Genomic DNA, 17480 nt, shown 5'->3' with positions numbered 1-17480 from the left:
TGCGACGGTAGGAGTTTCTTCGCGTGTCACAGCCCTCTGCCTCCCAGGCGCCCACCATCAATTCGCGGATCGGCGCGATCCTGCGCGCCACCAGCGGCAATTTCCTCGAGCAGTTCGACTTCTTCCTGTTCGGTTTCTACGCGGCGGCGATCGGCAAGGCGTTCTTCCCGTCGACCGACGAGACGGCCTCGCTCCTGAACACGTTCGGCGTGTTCTGGCTCGGCGCCCTGATGCGCCCGGTCGGCGCCATCGTGCTCGGCGCCTATATCGACAAGATCGGCCGCCGCCAGGGGCTGATCGTGACGCTCGGCATCATGGCGGCCGGCACCGTCGTCATCGCCTTCTGCCCGACCTATGAGACCATCGGCATCGCTGCACCGGTGATCGTGCTGCTGGGCCGCCTGTTGCAGGGCTTCTCCGCGGGCGTCGAACTCGGCGGTGTCTCGGTCTATCTGTCGGAGATCGCCACGCCCGGCAATCGCGGCTTCTACACCTCGTTCCAATCCTCGAGCCAGCAGGTCGCGATCTTCGTCGCCTCCATCCTCGGCTATCTGCTGAGCGAGGCCATGCCGGCCGCTACCGTGACCGCCTGGGGCTGGCGCATCCCGTTCTTCGTCGGCTGCCTCATCATCCCGCTGATCTTCTTCCTGCGCCGCACGCTGGAGGAGACGCCGGCCTTCCTGGCCATGAAGAAGCATCCCACGGCCCGCGAAGTGTTCGCCTCGGCGCTCGCCAATTGGCGCATCGTGCTGCTCGGCATGATGATCGCGATCCTGACCACGACGACGTTCTATTTCGTCACCGTCTACACCCCGACATTCGGCAAGACCGTGCTGAAGCTGTCGTCGGCGGACGCGCTGCTGGTGACGCTGCTGGTCGCGGTGACCAACTTCATCTGGAACCCGGTCGGCGGCGCGCTGTCCGACCGTATCGGCCGCAAGCCGGTGCTGATCACGATCGCGACCCTGGCGCTGCTGACCGCCTATCCGGCGTTGAGCTGGCTGGTATCGGCGCCGAGCTTCGGCAAGATGCTGGCGGTCGAGATGATGTTCTCATTCTATTTCGGCATGTACAGCGGCACTATGCTGGGCGCGCTGGTCGAGATCGTGCCGGCGCATGTCCGCACCACCTGCTTCTCGCTGGCCTTCGCGCTCGCCGCGGCGCTGTTCGGCACCTTCACGCCGTTCGCCGCGACGTGGCTGATCGAGAAAACCGGCGACAAGGCCTCGCCCGGCTTCTGGCTGATGTTCGCGGCCGTGCTCGGCATCATCGCCGCCCTGACCGTCTATCGCGGCGGCAAGCAGGCCGTGGCGACGCGCGAGCCGGCGACGGCCTGAACCTGGTTGCCTGTGATCGTCGCGGGCGGCATCATCGGATGCCGCCCGCTTTTTTGTGCGGCCGGAGCGGAAATGAGGTCTGTCATGGATGAGCTGATCGCCATCGCCGAGCAGGTTGCGCAGCGCCTCGTCGCGCGCAAGCAGACCATTGCGGTTGCGGAATCGTCGGCGGGCGGGCTGGTCGCGGCCGCGCTGCTCGCGGTGCCCGGCGCCTCGGCCTATTTCCTCGGCGGCGCCGTGGTCTACACCCGCGATGCGCGGCGCGTGCTGATGGACATTCCGGACGAGGCGATGAAGGGCATCCGCTCCGCCTCCGAGCACTATGCTGAGCTGCTGGCGCGGCAGATCAGGACGCGCTTTGCGACCGATTGGGGATTGTCGGAGACCGGCGCGGCCGGCCCGACCGGCAACCGCTATGGCGACGCCGCTGGCCATGCCTGCTGCGCCGTGGCCGGCCCCGCAACCGCCGTGGTCACGTTGGAAAGCGGCCGCAGCGACCGCTTCGCCAACATGCAGCTATTCGCGAGGAGCGCGCTGGAGCTGCTGCTGACGAAGCTTGATCAGTAGGCCGTTCGGTGTCGTCCCGGGCAAGCCCGATGACGCGAAGCGTCGGTGGACGCCGATCCGGGACCCATCCCGCGTGATCTCACTTGGGGCAAGCAGAGCATTGACCTGTCGCGCAAGCCAACGTCCACCGGTGATTATGGGGACGAGAGCGGTATGGGGGTCCCGCCGGTGGCCCTAACTATCAAGGCAGGCTGCGGCCCTCACTTCTCCCGGAACGCCCGCATCAGCTGGTCGTGCAGCGGCTTCATCAGATAGGACAGAACGGTGCGATCGCCGGTCTGGACGAAGGCCTCCACCGGCATGCCCGGGATCAGCTTGACGTCGCCGAGCCGGGCGATCTCCTGCGGCGGCATCGACACGCGGATGGTGTAATAGCTCTGGCCGGTGCGCTGGTCGGTGGTGACGTCGGGCGAGACGCGGCTGACCACGCCGTTCAGCTCCGGCGTTGTGCGCTGGTTGAAAGCGGACAGCCGCAGCAGCGTCTTCTGGCCGACCTGCAGCTTGTCGATGTCCTGCGGGTTGACCTTGGCCTCAACCTGCAGGTCGTCGGCCTGCGGCACGATCAGCATGATCGTGTCGCCGGCGGTGATGACGCCGCCGACGGTGTGGACGGAGGATTGCAGCACCATGCCGTCCTGCGGCGCGCGGATGTCGACCCGGCGCAGCTGGTCCTCGGCGGTGACCTTGCGCTCGACGAACTCGCCGATCTTGTCGGTGGTCTCGCGCAGATCCTTCGACACCTCGCTGACCATGTCCTTGTCGACCTGGATGATCTGCAGCTCGGTCTCGCTGATCTTGCCCTTGGCCTGGGCCCGGGCGGCGATGAATTGCGCGCGCTCGCCGTTGAGGCGGGCGGTGTCGCGCTCCAATGTGGTCAGGCGCGACAGCTGCACCAGATGCTGCTCATAGAGCTGGCGCACGCCCTCGAGTTCCTTCTGCACCAGCGCGATCTCCTGCTCCTTGGCGCTGACCTGCGCCGAGAGGCCCTCGATCTCCTCGGTGAGCTGGGCGACGCGTTCGCGCAGCTGCGCCTTCTGGCCGATGCGGCCATTGACGCGCACCTCGAACAGCTTGGTCTCCGACGCCAGCAGGCCGCTGACGTCGGGGTCGCTCAGCCGCTGCAGCAGCTGCTGCGGGAACAGGATCTTGGCCCAGCCACGCTGCTCGGCCTCCAGCCGGGCGGCGCGCGCCAGCAGCGCATCGAGGTTCTTGGTGACGATGGCAAGACTCGCCTTGGTCACCGTGTCGTCGAGCCGCACGACGATATCGCCGGACTTGACGACATCGCCGTCGCGGGCCCGCAGCTCGCCGACGACACCACCGGTCGGATGCTGCACCTTCTTGACGTTGGATTCGACCACGATCTGGCCGGGCGCGATCAGCGCGCCGGAGATCTGCTGGGTCGCGGCCCAGCCGCCGAGCCCGCCAGCGACGACCGCGACCACGGCCATGCCGACGATCAGGTGCAGCCGGATCGACTGCCGCACCCCGACCGTCTTGCCCGGTCCGATCGCGGCGCCTGTGATGACTTGGCTGCTCATGGAACCTGGCTGCTCATAGGATTCGACGGTTCATGGGATTCGACGGTCATGACTTGTTCGACGGTCATGACTTGGCGACCCCTGCCTCGGAGACGATCTTGATCGGCGACGGCGGCGCGCCGCGTGGCTGCAGGACCTGCGCGAGCACCGTTTCCTTGGCGCCGAACGCCTGCATCCGGCCATCCTTCATCACCAGCACCTGATCGACGGCCTCGATGCCGATCGGCCGGTGTGCGACGACGATGACAATGGCCCCGCGCGCACGCGCCGAGCGCACCGCGCGCGACAGGGCCTCGTCGCCCTCAGTATCGAGATTCGAGTTCGGCTCGTCGAGCACGATCAAGAACGGCTTGCCGTAAAGGGCGCGCGCCAGCGCCACCCGCTGCGCCTGTCCCGCCGAGAGCGCCGCGCCCTGCTCGCCGACCTGGGTGTCGTAGCCCTCGCGCATCTTGATGATCATGTCGTGGACGCCGGCTTCCTTTGCCGCGGCGATGACGGCATCGGCGGAGGCGTGCGGATCGAAGCGGCTGATGTTCTGGGTCACCGTTCCGGCGAACAGTTCGACATCCTGCGGCAGATAGCCGATATGCCGACCGAGCTCGTCCGAGGACCATTGATCGAGCGCCGCACCGTCAAGCCGGACATGGCCGCGCACCGGACGCCACACACCGACCAGCGCCCGCACCAGCGAGGATTTGCCCGAGGCGCTCGGCCCGATGATGCCGAGGCCATTGCCGGCCGAGAGCGCAAAGGTGACATCCTGCACGATCAGCTTCTGGTCGCCCGGCGCCACGATCGAGATGCTCTCGACCGAGAGCTTGCCGACCGGCGGCTGCAGCAAGGTCGGCGCGGGACGCGCTGGCATGGTGTGCAGCAGCTGGCTGAGGCGGTGCCAGCTCTGGCGCGCCGCCACGAAGCTTTTCCAATGCGCGATCGCGAGATCGACCGGAGCCAGCGCCCGCGCGCTCAGGATCGAACCGGCGATGATGATACCGGCGGTGGCCTCCTGGTGAATCACCAGATAGGCGCCGACCGCAAGGACCGCCGATTGCAGCATCATGCGCAGCACCTTGGCGATCGCGCCGAGGCCGCCGGCCACATCGCTGGCGCGCTGGTTGCCGGCGAGATATCGATCGTTGGTCTCGCTCCAGCGCTGCATCATCCGCCCGGCCATGCCCATCGCGACCAGCACTTCGGCGTTGCGACGGCTGGCGGTGGCGAGATCGTTGCGGCGGGCAGCGAGTCCCATCGCCTCCTTAGCCGGGGTCCGGGTGAGGAACTCCGTGACCAGGGTCAGTGTCACCAGAATGACAGCGCCGACCAGCGCGGTGACGCCGAGCAGGACGTGAAAGGCGAAACAGATCGCGAGGTAGAGCGGCAGCCACGGCAGATCGAAGAACGCGCCGGGCCCCTGGCTGCCGAGAAAGCTCCGGATGTTGTCGAGATCGCGCAACGGCTGCAGTCCCTCGTTGCGGCCGCCGACCGCCAGCGGCAAGCGCACCACCGTATCGAACACCCGCGCATTCAGGCTTTCGTCCAACGCCGTCCCGATCCGCCCGAGGATGCGGCTGCGGATCATGTCGAGCGCGCCCTGCGCGACATACAGGCCGGCGGCGATGATGATGAGGCCGATCAGGGTCGGCACACTCCGGCTCGGCAGCACCCGGTCGTAGACCTCGAGCATGAAGATCGAGCCGGTCAGATACAGCAGGTTGACGACGCAACTCATCAGTCCGACGCCGATGAAGGCGCTGCGGCAGCCCCTCAATGCGTCGCGAAGCTCGGAAGGTCCGGTGCCGAATGGGGGCAGCATCGATCTTTTTCCAGGTCAGATGGCTTGATGGTTAGTAGAGCGTGTACGGCAGACGGAGCGCGGCGTCTTCAGTATACCTGCTCCGGTCGAATCCGCGCAACCAAGCACAGCAGTTGGTGAGCAGGAGCGCGGCGCGACGCCGCGCTCCGCAGACCGTCCGTATCAATTCAGCCGGCCTTTATGAGGCGCCAGCCCGGCAAGCCCGGCCGCAGCGCCGGCCGACGATGTCGAGGACCCCAGGGTCAGACTCGGTCGGCCAAGACCATCGCGCCCTACACCCTATACCAGATGAAAGCCGTCATGCAGCACCGCAGGATGGGCGAGCGATTGGAGCTGAGCGTCGAGGCCCAATCCACCGACGGGATGAGCGGATGCAAGATCCGCCCCGTGGCCCACGGCATGGGCGACCGCCAAACCGGGTATGATCGTGTGGAAGCCGATCGCATGAATCTGCGCCAAATCCACCATCGTCAAGAACTGAAACGACTTCTCGTTACCGAACTCGTTGAACGGATCTCGCGGACCCTGCACGCCGGTATTGAGGAAATCCGCCGGGTCAGACGTCTGACCGTAATCGGCAAGCTTGGTCTTGCCGCCATCGAGCGAGAAATAAGCTGCCGGAGACGTGCTGGACTGTGTCGAATACAGGCGAACGCCCGGCGCCGTATAGCGATAGAAGTCGAAGATGGGCGGCAGATCTTCCGATGGCGCCAACTGCATCCGGCCGAGACCGTGGGTCAGCTCGTGCAAGGCGACCGCGACCGGATTGGGCACATCGGCATCGAGATGAATGCCCGCATCGTCGGTGGTGGGATCATTCGGATTGAGATGGACATTGGCTGGCTTCGTCGGATCGTCCGTCACCTTGAGCTCGGGATCGTAGAGCGTGAACAGCTTCACCTGCGCCCCGGTCACCGTAATGAGCGACCTGCCATCGATCGAAGATCCCGAGGGCAGCGAGGCGAAGGTCCGATCACCGGCCGCGGCGCTGCCCGACAGCAGGTCGTGCACCTTGGAATATGACAGGCCCCAGACACTGTCGGGACCCCCGTCGGCGCCCCGGCCGGTCCCGCTGACATCGACCTGAAAGTTGACCGTGATCCTGTCGGTGATTGCACCGCTCAGCATGGCAGCCGCTTGCTCGATCCCGGCGCGGATCGCGGCCGGAGCCTTCATCGCGGCGGCATCGTAGATCAAGTTGAAGACCATGCCTCCCTGGTCGATCGTCACGACGGCGCCGCCAGCGGGCGCCGTCGGCGCAGCTGCCGTCATCCCGCCAGACTGAGGTTCCGGCCCGGGCGCCACGGCATGGAGACGATAGCCGACCGCTTCAGGCAGATCAGATAAGACGAACTCGTCCAACACTGAGTCGAAGAGATCTTGTGAATCGAAGAGATGATGTTGATCGAGCACCCGATGCGGCGCCAGTACAGACTTCATTTGGTCTACTCTGCTTGCTCGACGGACCTTTGCGGCCGTCGCGTGTCATGATGAATGATCCTGAATCAAAGAAGCGGTGATCCAAGACGCATGTTGTCGAAGCGGCCTACGTCCGCATCGCCATTTGCCGGATTTGGATTGACGGATCACGACGGCGCTCGTCGTCTGACCTTCCGCCGTTGACCATCGCATCGCCGCTCACGATTCTGGGGTGGCTGCCGACCTCGTCCCCGATCCTTCGATCGGGTGACTGAATTGCTTCATCATCGCCCTGACAAACAACGACGGCGGGGGAACTTTGTGTTTCATCGACGCAGAAAGCAACACACTTTTAGATTGAATACATCGGATCGCCACGTACCAACTACTTCCGGAAAACAGACGATCCGTGTTCTCACGCAGCGTCAGCCGCGACGCGAAGCATCATCGATCTTTGGCATCCTCGGCAATGACCAAGGCGCCTCGATCGTCATGACTGCCGTCGCGGCGCGCCCCCACGGTCGCGCGCAGCTAGCGATGAGTACGACGTCCCGATGTTCCTCCGATGCGACCACGGCCCGTGCCGCCGCTCGCTGCGCAGGAGCCGTCAACGCCGCAGAGGCACCTTCTGATCTCGGAGCATCCAGGGAGATCATCTGTCGAAGCGCGGCGGGCACCTGGGAGACCGCCGGCATGGCAGCCGGCGGTCCGCTCTGCGTCCTTCCCCTAGACGAGGTGGAAATCGCCATGATGCAGCAAGGGGTGCGCGTTGTGAAACAGCTCATCCCAGCCGCTATGCAAATCCGCGACACCGGGCGCACTCGCATTGCTTCCGCCCGCGGACGCGACCGCGCTCGCGGATGCAGAGTTGCCAACCGGCGTTCCGGTGATCTGCGCGACCGAGAAGGCCGGAATGGACGTATGGAAGCCCAACGCGTGCATCTGCTGCAGATCGACCATCGACAAGGTGCTGGGCGTATCGTTGAAATAGAACTCGTTGAACGGATCCCGATCACCTTGAACGCCACCGTCGAGAAAGTCGGCCGGGTCCGAGGTCTGACCGTAATCGGCCAGCTTGGTCTGACCACCGTCGAGCGAGAAATAGGCTGGCGGTGCCTTTTGCAGATCGGCCGAGTACAGACGCGTGCCCGGACTCGTATAGCGGTAGAACTCGAAGATGCTGGGAGAGCTCTCCGGCACCTTCGTGATCGACAGCGGCATGTTCGTTCGCCCGAGCGCGTGGGTCAGCTCATGCAGCGACAGGGCGACCGGATTTGGGGTATCGGTAGCAAGATGGACGAATCCGTCGTCCGAGGTCTGATCATTGGCCTTGAGAAGGGTGACGTTCGGATTGAACAGATTGAACAGCTTCATCTGCGCGGCGTAGACGGTGACAACAGACGCGCCGCCGATCGTCGACCCCGACGGAAGCGAGCTGAACGTCTGATCGCCCCGCGGCGCGCTGGCGGCGAGCAGATCGTGGACGCTTGAATAATTGATGTTGTTCCAGCCCCAGTCAGGATCGGCTGAGCCGCCGCCGCCCGTACCGCTGATGTCGACCTTGATGTTGACGGTGATCCTGTCCGTCAGCGACGAGCTGAGGATACCGGCGGCCTCCTCGAGGCCCGCGCGAACACTCGCAGGCGCCGACATCGAGGCTGCATCATAGATCAGATTGAAGACAACGCCGCCCGAATCTACCGTCACGACCGAACCACCGGCCGGCGCCGATGGACCAGCCTGCCCCGGCGTTGCTGCAGTCGCTCCTGATCCCGCGGCGGACGCACCGTCTCCACCGTCCTGCAGCGCCTGTGTTTGCAGCTGATTGGCTTGCAGCTGGTAGGGCTGCAGGCCGTGAAATGAGCTGAAGATTGAATCGACCTCCCAAGGCGAATCCCAGAGATCCTGGAAGTCAACGGTCCCTCGCAGGTTGGCAGCCGTTCTCATGTCGTCCTCTCATGCTCTTGATTGAGGTCTGGAACGTCCCGATCGAATGGTCACGGCCATTCAGCGCCCGGACAGCGGCGTTCTGCGCCATCGGCCTCCCGAGCCGATGCGTAGCCGTCGAAAAAGAACCGAAGCGGATGGCTGGGATGGCTCCCGACGTCCGTCAGCGGCTCTACGCAATGCTATTGGGGGCGGCGCTGACGCTCAGAGACACAGCGCAGAAAAGACGTTTCGACAGAATTCATCCGCCTGAATCGAGAGCCGGACGAATCGAGATCTGAGCGCATAGCGCCGCCTGTCGGACAGCGCTGAAAACGAACGGTACATAGCCATGGCCCCCCTGCCCTGGTTATCTTAAGTTGCGTCGCTCTTCCGAACTCGCGGCTGCTTCTGGCCGAAGACACGCTCGGTCGCATGTCGCAATTCATTCACGCGATACAAATGTATCGCGTCACCACAAGTTGGATCGTATGACGATGTCCATTCGTCATCATTTCCTGGCCTAAGCAGGCCCATTCGGCGCGGTCGTATCGTTTCATTGATCACTTATGACCATCTGCGGCCAAAAGTCTGCCTGCTCCGAAATAAGATTGACAAAGTTCCTTTTCCTGATCAGGGGCACAGCCCATCGAAAACAATACTAAGAGCCATCAAAAGCCGGCCCCCGGCATACGATACGACGGCAGCTTCGAACTCAGCCTTTGAATGCTACAGGGAGTGCCAAAGGCTGGGACTGTTTGTACGATCACGCTGATCAGGATGAGGCCAAGCAGCGCTTTTACGTATCGGCCAGCCGTTCGTGCCGCACGATGCGTGCATCGAGGAACGCGCGTTCGGTGCTTGCGAGCCTGCTTCGGGTCCAACCATGAGTCTCACAAGCGACAGCGGCGTCCTCACATGGCCTTGCTGGTCGCGGACTCCGTTGCCCGAACGCAGCGAACACCGCGATCCGCGGCAAGACTCACGGCTGGCGGCAATGCGTTGAGGCAACGCGGTTCGGCCAATTGACAACGCGGCGCGAAGGAACAGTTTTGCGGCGCCTGGTCGAGCGACGGCGGCGTCCCCGGGATCGTCTGCAACCGCTCGCCCCGCTTGGCGGCATGCACGGTCGATGCGAGGAGGCCGCGCGCGTAGGGATGCGCCGGATCGCGCACGATGTCACGCAACGCGCCGTATTCGACGATCTGCCCGGCATACATCACGGCGACACGGTCGCAGATTTCGATCGCCACACCGATGTCGTGGGTGACGAAGATGACGGACATGCCGAGTTCGCGCTGCAGCTCGCGCAACAGTAGCAGGATCTGGATCTGCACGGTGGCATCGAGGGCGGTGGTCGGCTCGTCTGCCAGCAGCACTTTGGGCCGGCACGCCAACGCCAGCGCGATCATCGCGCGCTGCCGCATGCCGCCCGACATCTCGTGCGGATAGGATTCCAGCCGGCGCTTCGCCGAGGGGATGCGGACCACATCGAGCATCTCCAGCGCCCGCGCGTAGCCGTCGGCGTAGCTCTTGCCCTCGTGCCGCATCACGGTCTCGGCAATCTGCTTGCCGATCGTATAGACCGGATCAAGCGCCAGCCCCGGCTCCTGGAAGATCATCGACACCATGCGGCCGCGGAACTGCGACAGCTCCTCATCGCCCATGGCGAGCACGTCACGGCCCATCACCTTGACCTGGCCTGATATCTGCGTCCGCTTCTTCGGCAACAGCCGCATCAGCGCCCGCATCGTCACGCTCTTGCCCGAGCCGGACTCACCAAGCAGCCCGAGCACCTCGCCATCGCCGAGCGACAGGCTGACATCGTTCACCGCATGCACCGTGCGATCGCCAGTGAAGCGGATGGTGAGGTTGTCGATCTCGACGAGGTTGGTCATGGGGTTTTGATCCTCACAAACCCGGTGTCGTGCCCGTATGCGGCGCGCGTTGCTGGTAGCCCGGATGAGCGACAGACGACGCCTCTTCGGCGTCGGCGCCAGCGACATCCGGGTTCAGCAGCGACACCGCGTGAGAACCCGGATGTCGCGTCCGCCTCCGCCCTGCGGGCGCGGGCTTCCGCTCATCCGAGCTACGATTCCCGCTCCGCTTCATGGCAGCGTCGGGACCCTGGCGTGGAAGTCGGTCGCACGCTGGAACGCGGCGCCGATGGTCAGGATGGTGGCCTCGTCGAAGGAGCGGCCGATCAGCTGCATGCCGACGGGAAGTCCCGTCGCGGTGAAGCCCGTCGGGATCGCGAGCGACGGCAGGCCGAGGTAATTCACCGGACGAGTAAAGCGGGTGATGCGCTGGATCACGGCTTCGGCGCCGGGTGCGCCGCCGACATCGCTCTCGGCGATCGACGGCGTGACCAGCGGCGACACCGGTGCGATCACGGCATCGATGCCTTGGGTGGCCGCGACATGCGCGGCCAGGGCCGCGCCGCGCCAGCGCAGCGCCTCGAGATAGGTGACGCCCGAGACGGCCAGCGCGTTCTGCAGCCGCATCAGCACCTGCGGGCCGTAATCCTGCGGCCGCTCGATCATCCAGCGCTTGTGGAAGGCAGCGGCCTCGACCGCGAGCACGAGCTGGCAGGCCGCGGTGAGCTGGCGCTGATCGGGCAGCTCGACCGAGACGACATCGGCGCCCTCGGTCTTCAGGAGGCCGATCGTGGCGTCGAGGCAGCGCGCCACTTCAGGATCGAGGTCATCGACGTAGAACGCCTTGGGCACACCGATCTTCAACCCCTTGATCGAGGCCTGGGTGGCGGCGACATAGTCCTGCACGGGCGCGTGGCTGGCGGTCGGATCCTCCGGATCGGGACCGGCCATCAGGCCGAGCATCAGCGCGCAATCCTCGGCGGTCTGCGCCAGCGGCCCGACCGTGTCGAGCGACTGCGACAGCGGCATCGCGCCAGCGCGGCTGACGCGGCCCCAGGTCACCTTCAGGCCGGTCACACCGCAGAAATTCGCGGGCATGCGGATCGAGCCGCCGGTGTCGGAGCCGAGTGCAGCGAACGTCAGGCGGGCGCCGACCGCCGAGCCCGAGCCGGACGACGAGCCGCCGGTGACATAGCCGAGCTTCCACGGATTGTGCACGGGACCGTAATGCGCGTTGTGGCCGGTCGGGCCATAGGCGAACTCGGCCATTTGCAGGGTGCCGAGCCGAATCGCGCCGGCATCCTTCAGCCGCTGCAATGCGGTCGAGGTCGTTGTCGCCACGAAATCACGCCGGATCAGCGAGCCGCAGGTCGAGACGTGGCCAGCTTCGTAATACATGTCCTTGTGGGCGAGCGGGACACCATGCAGCGGCCCCTTCGGACCGTCCTTGGCCAGAGCCGCATCCGCCTCGGCGGCCGCCTTCAGCGCCGGCTCTGATTCGATCGCCATGAAGGCGTTCAGCTTCGGCTGCCATTCCGCAATGCGGTGGAGGCAGGAGCGGGTCACCTCGACCGAGGACAGCTTCTTCTCGGCGATCGCCTTGGCGACCTCGGTCAGGGTCATCAGCGCGGGTTCGGTGCTCATCGGCCCACCTTCAGCGTCTGGGCCACGACGTAGCTGGACGGCTCGAGATCGAACGGCAGGGTACCTGCAATGGCGGCGAAGCCGTCAAATGCCGGTCCGATCGAATCGGAGATGCGGGTGGCAACCTCCTTGTCGACGGGCAGGCCGGAGGCCTCCGCGATGGCACTGACTTGCTGGGGCGTAGGTCTGGTCATTCCGCTTCTCGCTGCTGGTGTCTGCCGGTCAGGCGGCCGGGGCCCGGCTGTGTCCCGAACGGGGGATCGCCATGTGGCAGGCGGCCTGATGGCCCATTGTATCCAGCTCCGTCAACCCAGGGGCGATATTCGAACACAGCGCTTCGGCGAACGGACAGCGGGTGTGGAAGCGGCAGCCGGCCGGCGGATCGATCGGATTGGGCGGATCGCCTGAGATCGGCGGCACCTCGGTGCGCCGGTCCGGATCGGACGACGGCATCGCGGCCAGCAGAGCGCGTGTATAGGGATGAGCCGGCCTGGCCCAGACCTGCTCGACCGGGCCGAGCTCAACGACTTCGCCGAGATACATCACCAGCACGCGGTCGGAGATGTAATGCACGACATTGAGATCGTGGCTGATGAACAGATAGGTCAGACCGAACTCGCGCTTGAGGTCCATCAGCAGATTGAGCACCTGCGCCTCGACCGATTTGTCGAGCGCCGAGACGGCCTCGTCGAGGATGACGAGCCGCGGCGACAGCGCCAGCGCGCGCGCGATGTTGACGCGCTGGCGCTGGCCGCCAGAGATCTCGTGCGGATAGCGGTTGGCGAAGATTTCGGGCCGCAGGCCGACCTTGCCGAGCAGCTCGCGCGCGAGCGCGCGTGCGGCACCATCGGCCATGCCATGCACCTTCGGCCCGAACGCGATCGACTCCTCGATCGTCAGCCGCGGATTGAGCGAGGCATAAGAATCCTGGAACACCATCTGCATGCCGCGGCGCAGCTCGCGCAGCGTCATTTCGTGGCCAACCTGGCGGCCGTCGAAGATGATCTCGCCGGCATCACGGTCCATCAGATGCATCAGGAGCCGCGCCGTCGTCGACTTGCCGCAGCCGGACTCGCCGACGATGCCGACGGTCTCGCCTTTGCCGATGTTGAACGAGACATCATCGACCGCACGCACCGTCTTGCGCGCGCCGAACAGGCCACCGCGAACGGGGAAGTGCTTCGTGAGGCCATCCACGCGCAGCAATGGCTGCGCCTTGCCGCCGAGGTCCTCGATCGGCTCGAGCCCGGTGACTGCCGTTGCTTCACTCATGATGTTGTACTCGAGCAGGCGCGGCAGAAATAGTGCGCCCCCTCTCCCCATTCTTACGGGGAGAGGGTTGGGTTGAGGGGCAGCCGCACGGGGAGTTTGTGTGGTGAGACCTGTCCCCCCTCACCCGGATTGCATCTTTCGATACAATCCGACCTCTCCCCGCAGGCGGGGAGAGGTGCACTGCCATTGCCGAGCGAGCGGCGTTGATCATCAGCATTGCAAACATCAGCTCCGGATGTCCATGGCGCTGCGCAGGCCGTCGCTGAGCAGGTTGAAGCAGATCGAGACCGCGAAGATCATGGCGCCGGGCAGCGCCGCGACCCAGGGATTGACGTAGATCGCGGTGCGCAGGGTGTTCAGCATCAGGCCCCATTCCGGCTCCGGCGGCTTGGTGCCGAGGCCCAGGAACGACAGGCCTGCGGCGAGGATCATCGACACGGAAATCAGCCCTGTCGCGTAGACGAAGATCGGTCCGAGCACATTGCCGAGCATGTGCGCGCGCATGATCGTGAAGGCGCTCGCACCGGAGGCGCGCGCGGCCTCGACAAAGTCGCGGTTGCGCACGCCGGTCGTGACGCTCTCGGCGACCCGGGTGATCTGCGGCACGAACACGATGGTCAGCGAAACGATGGAGTTGGTGATGCCGGCGCCGAGCGCGCCTGAGATCGCGATCGCCAGCAGCACCGACGGGAAGGCGTAGAACACGTCGATGGTGCGCATGATCGCAGTGTTCACCCAGCCGCCGACATAGCCGGCGACGAGGCCGAGCATGGTGCCGAGGCCGAAGGCAAGAATGACCGGCGAGATGCCGATCAGCAGCGACAGCCGTCCGCCATAGATCAGCCGCGCCAGCATGTCGCGTCCGAGCTCGTCGGTGCCGAGCGGATAGTTCGGCGTGCCGATATGGCGCAGCCGGCGGATCATCGAGCCCTGATAGGGATCGGCGAGATGCAGATAGGGCGCGAGCAGCGCGGAAAGAAGGATCAGCAGCAGGATGGCGACACAGACCATGCTGACCTTGTCCCGGACAATGCGGCGGCCGACGGTCGCCCAATAGCCGCGCGCGTTGGACATGGGCGCGGCCTGCAGCGCGGCGTCGTTCATCGCGTTCGAACTGACGCTCATCACGAGCCCCGCTTGATGCGCGGATCGATCGCGGCCTGCGCGATGTCGACCACGAGGTTGAGGATGACGAAGAACATCGCCAGCACCAGGATCGTGCCCTGCAAGAGCGGCAGGTCGCGCTGGAAGATCGCCGAGTTCAACAACAGGCCCGAGCCGGGCCAGGAGAACACGGTCTCGATCAGGATCGAGCCGCCGAGCATGTAGCCGAGCTGCAGGCCCATCACCGCGAGCGCGGTCGGCGCCGCATTCTTCAGCACGTGGCGGAACACCTGGGTTTCACGCAGGCCCTTCGCACGTAGTGCCTCGACGAAGTCCTGGCTGAGAATGTCGCCGGTCAGCGCGCGCACGGTGCGGGTGATGATGCCCATCGGGATCACCGAGGTAGTGATCGCCGGCAGAATCAGGAAGCGGAGATGCGCCCAGTCCCACGACCACGCGCCCGAGCCGGACGGGCCGGCGCCGACCGCGGGCAGCCAGTTCAGCTCGACCGAGAAGATAATGACCAGGACCATGCCGAGCCAGTAATGCGGCAGCGACACGCCGGCGATCGCGATCGAGGTCGCGACCTTGTCGATCCAGCTATCGCGGAAATAGCCGGCGATGAGGCCGAAGAACAGGCCGAGCGAGAAACCGATGATGGCGGCCGCGATCGCCAGCGTCACGGTGTTCGAGACCGCGCGCAGCACCTCGGCCAGCACGGGACGGCCCGTCGCGATCGAGCTGCCGAGATCGCCATTGACGGCACGCCACAGCCACAGGCCGAACTGCACCGGCAGCGGCTTGTCGAAGCCATAGGCCACACGCAGCTGCTGCGCCAACTCCTGCGACGCATCGGCCGGCAGCACCGCGACCAGGGGATCGCCAGGCGTGATGTGAACGAGCATGAAGCAGACAAGCGCGACGCCGATGATGATCGGGATCGCATAGACCATCCGCCTGGCAGCATAAGAGAGCACGAGTCACCTGCTAAACGTCTATCGACCGTCATGCCCGGGCCTGACCCGGGCATCCACGTCTTTCTCTCCTCGGATCGAAACGTGGATGGCCGGGTCGAGCCCGGCCATGACAAATACTGGGAGATCGTCGCTTACGGCTCCACCGAAATCGGCGAGAAGTCGATGAACCAGCTCTTCGGCTGCACCACGCCCTTGACCTTCGGGCTCATCGCGCGCGGGCCGACATCGTGGGCGACGTAAAGGAACGCGGCGTCGTCGACCGAGGCCGCGTGCAGCTCGGCCAGCGCCTTGTCGCGCTCGGTGGGATCGAAGGTCTGGCGCGCCTTTTTCACCAGCTCGTCGAACTTGGGATTGTTGATGAAGCCCCAATTGTTGGAGACCGGCGGCGCCATCGACGACTGCAGGAAGCGCACCAGCGCGAAGAACGGATCCATCGCCGCATAGGTCACATTGGTGGCGTTGGCGCCGTTCGCCGACGGATCCTTGGCGCCGCGGCGCCAATTGGTGAACAGCGTGTTCCACTCGATGACATCGAGCTTGACGTCGAAATAGCACTCCGCCAGCGCCTGCTGCAGATATTCGTTCATCGGCAGCGGCTGCATCTGGCCCGAGCCCGACGCCGAGGTCTGGATCTTGACCTCGAGCTTCTTGCCGGGTCCGAAGCCGGCCTCCTGCATCAGCTTCTGCGCGGCCGCCTTGTCGTATTTGATCTCGAAGGTGACGTTGCCGCGCCAGGGATGTCCTTTCTCGAAAGTGCCGCTCGCGGGCACCATCAGGCCGGCGAGCAGGCCATCGCGCAGGCCCTCGCGATCGACGCAGAGATTGGCGGCCTTGCGAACGCGGATGTCGTTCCAGGGCGAGCCCTCGACGCGCGAGAACTGCCATGGCCAGACATGCGGCTGCTCATTGGCGTAGAGCTTGAAGCCACGCTGCTTGATCTCCGGCAGCGCATCCGGCGCCGGCGCCTCGACCCAGTCGACCTGTCCGGACAGCAGCGCCGCCGTGCGTGCATTCGCTTCCGGCATCGGCAGCAGGATCATCTTGTCGGCCTTGGGCACGCGCGCCTTGTCCCAATAGGCCTCGTTCTTCACGAGCTCCAGCCGCTCGCGCGGCGTGAACTTGCTGATCTTCCACGGGCCGGTGCCCGAGGCGTCCTTGGCGAACGCGGCCCAGGCGGCCTGTGACTTCGCCTTGTCGTCGGCGCCGCTCGCGGCCTCATAGAGCTTCTGCCACTTGGCCGGGCTCGCCATGAACAGATTGGTGAGATTGATCGGCAGGAAGCTGTCAGGCTCCTTCGTCGTCAGCTCCACGGTGAGATCGTCGATCTTGCGCGCCGACACCAGCGTCGGCATGCGCGAGGCGGTGACGCCGACCTGACTCGCATCGAACTGCGGCGCGTCCTGCTTCAACACCTTCTCGACGTTCCACACCACGGCATCGGCATTGAACGGCGCACCATCATGGAAGGTGACGCCGGGGCGCAGCTTGAACGTCCATTTGGTCTTGTCGGCGTCATCGACCTTCCACTCGGTGGCGAGGCCGGGAATGACGACGCTCGGCTTGTCCGCCGACGACAGGTCCCACATCGTCAGCGCGTCGTACATCGTGAGGCCGGTGAAGCGGTTGCCCTCGAAGCCCTGGTCGGGCTGGCCGAGCGTGCGCGGAATGTCGGCCGCGGTCATGCCGATGCGCAGCACGGAGTCCGCACCGGCCGTCGCCGGCAGCGCGAAGGCCGAGACCGTCGTCATCATCGCGGCCACAACAGCCGCTCGCATGGTCAACGAATTCGTAACGCTCGACAGCACGATCACATCTCCGATCAGTGGCTAATTTCTAAGCAAATGTATGCAACGGCTGTGCCAGCGACCCGGCGCACAGTGCCCCTGCGACGCGTGGTCACAACCGTTTGTGTTCAAACGATCCCCGCGCGGGCCGTGGCACCCGGATTGCAGGTCCGCTTGCGAATTTGATCCGGTTTCGCTGCCGCGGAGCCGACATCGCAA

The 17480-nt window shown here is 65.1% G+C and carries 13 protein-coding genes; 2 read left to right on the top strand and 11 right to left on the bottom strand.

Features of this window, described 5'->3' with window-relative positions:
• Positions 1 to 23 precede the first annotated feature (23 nt).
• Complete coding sequence (tcuC, locus tag HL671_RS16010; RefSeq protein WP_172236973.1) at positions 24 to 1337, top strand: MFS transporter; 1314 nt, start codon at positions 24 to 26, stop codon at positions 1335 to 1337.
• An 84-nt stretch (positions 1338 to 1421) separates the two neighbouring features.
• Positions 1422 to 1904 carry a CinA family protein gene (locus tag HL671_RS16005; RefSeq protein WP_172236972.1) on the top strand — a complete coding sequence of 161 codons (483 nt, stop codon included), beginning with the start codon at positions 1422 to 1424 and terminating at the stop codon, positions 1902 to 1904.
• 200 nt (positions 1905 to 2104) lie between these two features.
• Here the strand turns inward: HL671_RS16005 and HL671_RS16000 are convergent, their stop codons facing one another.
• The 11 genes from HL671_RS16000 to HL671_RS15950 all read right to left on the bottom strand — a co-directional run bounded on the left by HL671_RS16000 (position 2105) and on the right by HL671_RS15950 (position 17252).
• Positions 2105 to 3445, bottom strand: a complete 1341-nt coding sequence (locus tag HL671_RS16000) for an HlyD family type I secretion periplasmic adaptor subunit (RefSeq protein ID WP_012046949.1) — start codon at positions 3443 to 3445, stop codon at positions 2105 to 2107.
• Positions 3446 to 3509: 64 nt separating this feature from the next.
• Positions 3510 to 5258 carry a type I secretion system permease/ATPase gene (locus HL671_RS15995; protein ID WP_172236971.1) on the bottom strand — a complete coding sequence of 583 codons (1749 nt, stop codon included), beginning with the start codon at positions 5256 to 5258 and terminating at the stop codon, positions 3510 to 3512.
• A gap of 279 nt (positions 5259 to 5537) precedes the next feature.
• Positions 5538 to 6530, bottom strand: coding sequence for an NF038122 family metalloprotease (locus HL671_RS15990; protein WP_210263924.1), 993 nt, complete (start codon positions 6528 to 6530; stop codon positions 5538 to 5540).
• Positions 6531 to 7403: 873 nt separating this feature from the next.
• The gene (locus HL671_RS15985; RefSeq protein ID WP_172236970.1) at positions 7404 to 8624 is read right to left on the bottom strand and encodes an NF038122 family metalloprotease; all 1221 of its coding nucleotides are present in this window, start codon (positions 8622 to 8624) and stop codon (positions 7404 to 7406) included.
• 893 nt (positions 8625 to 9517) lie between these two features.
• Positions 9518 to 10501, bottom strand: a complete 984-nt coding sequence (locus HL671_RS15980) for an ABC transporter ATP-binding protein (RefSeq protein WP_172236969.1) — start codon at positions 10499 to 10501, stop codon at positions 9518 to 9520.
• Positions 10502 to 10711: 210 nt separating this feature from the next.
• A complete protein-coding gene (locus HL671_RS15975) occupies positions 10712 to 12124 on the bottom strand; it encodes an amidase (protein ID WP_172236968.1) in 1413 nt (470 codons plus the stop codon).
• The gene (locus tag HL671_RS15970; RefSeq protein WP_012046955.1) at positions 12121 to 12318 is read right to left on the bottom strand and encodes a hypothetical protein; all 198 of its coding nucleotides are present in this window, start codon (positions 12316 to 12318) and stop codon (positions 12121 to 12123) included. The genes HL671_RS15975 and HL671_RS15970 overlap by 4 nt, the downstream gene beginning before the upstream one ends.
• A gap of 28 nt (positions 12319 to 12346) precedes the next feature.
• On the bottom strand, positions 12347 to 13396 hold the full coding sequence (locus tag HL671_RS15965; protein WP_012046956.1) for an ABC transporter ATP-binding protein: 1050 nt from the start codon (positions 13394 to 13396) through the stop codon (positions 12347 to 12349).
• A gap of 225 nt (positions 13397 to 13621) precedes the next feature.
• Positions 13622 to 14521 (bottom strand): ABC transporter permease, encoded by a 900-nt coding sequence (locus tag HL671_RS15960; RefSeq protein ID WP_172236967.1) that lies wholly within the window; start codon positions 14519 to 14521, stop codon positions 13622 to 13624.
• The gene (locus HL671_RS15955) at positions 14521 to 15477 is read right to left on the bottom strand and encodes an ABC transporter permease (RefSeq protein WP_041751058.1); all 957 of its coding nucleotides are present in this window, start codon (positions 15475 to 15477) and stop codon (positions 14521 to 14523) included. The genes HL671_RS15960 and HL671_RS15955 overlap by 1 nt, the downstream gene beginning before the upstream one ends.
• 131 nt (positions 15478 to 15608) lie before the next feature.
• Positions 15609 to 17252 carry an ABC transporter substrate-binding protein gene (locus HL671_RS15950; RefSeq protein ID WP_172236966.1) on the bottom strand — a complete coding sequence of 548 codons (1644 nt, stop codon included), beginning with the start codon at positions 17250 to 17252 and terminating at the stop codon, positions 15609 to 15611.
• Positions 17253 to 17480: the final 228 nt, after the last annotated feature.

The sequence above is a fragment of the Bradyrhizobium denitrificans genome, from assembly GCF_013179005.1.
Lineage (GTDB): Bacteria > Pseudomonadota > Alphaproteobacteria > Rhizobiales > Xanthobacteraceae > Bradyrhizobium > Bradyrhizobium denitrificans.
This window is presented reverse-complemented; position numbering and strand designations above follow the sequence as displayed.

What these genes read in the sequence shown, in the direction of transcription:
- HL671_RS16000 (WP_012046949.1), bottom strand. Translation starts at nt 3,445, where the DNA reads ATGAGCAGCCAAGTCATCACAGGCGCCGCGATCGGACCGGGCAAGACG.
- HL671_RS15950 (WP_172236966.1), bottom strand. Translation starts at nt 17,252, where the DNA reads ATGCGAGCGGCTGTTGTGGCCGCGATGATGACGACGGTCTCGGCCTTC.
- HL671_RS15970 (WP_012046955.1), bottom strand. Translation starts at nt 12,318, where the DNA reads ATGACCAGACCTACGCCCCAGCAAGTCAGTGCCATCGCGGAGGCCTCC.
- HL671_RS15995 (WP_172236971.1), bottom strand. Translation starts at nt 5,258, where the DNA reads ATGCTGCCCCCATTCGGCACCGGACCTTCCGAGCTTCGCGACGCATTG.
- HL671_RS15980 (WP_172236969.1), bottom strand. Translation starts at nt 10,501, where the DNA reads ATGACCAACCTCGTCGAGATCGACAACCTCACCATCCGCTTCACTGGC.
- HL671_RS15990 (WP_210263924.1), bottom strand. Translation starts at nt 6,530, where the DNA reads ATGACGGCAGCTGCGCCGACGGCGCCCGCTGGCGGCGCCGTCGTGACG.
- HL671_RS15965 (WP_012046956.1), bottom strand. Translation starts at nt 13,396, where the DNA reads ATGAGTGAAGCAACGGCAGTCACCGGGCTCGAGCCGATCGAGGACCTC.
- HL671_RS15975 (WP_172236968.1), bottom strand. Translation starts at nt 12,124, where the DNA reads ATGAGCACCGAACCCGCGCTGATGACCCTGACCGAGGTCGCCAAGGCG.
- HL671_RS16005 (WP_172236972.1), top strand. Translation starts at nt 1,422, where the DNA reads ATGGATGAGCTGATCGCCATCGCCGAGCAGGTTGCGCAGCGCCTCGTC.
- HL671_RS15985 (WP_172236970.1), bottom strand. Translation starts at nt 8,624, where the DNA reads ATGAGAACGGCTGCCAACCTGCGAGGGACCGTTGACTTCCAGGATCTC.
- HL671_RS15960 (WP_172236967.1), bottom strand. Translation starts at nt 14,521, where the DNA reads ATGAGCGTCAGTTCGAACGCGATGAACGACGCCGCGCTGCAGGCCGCG.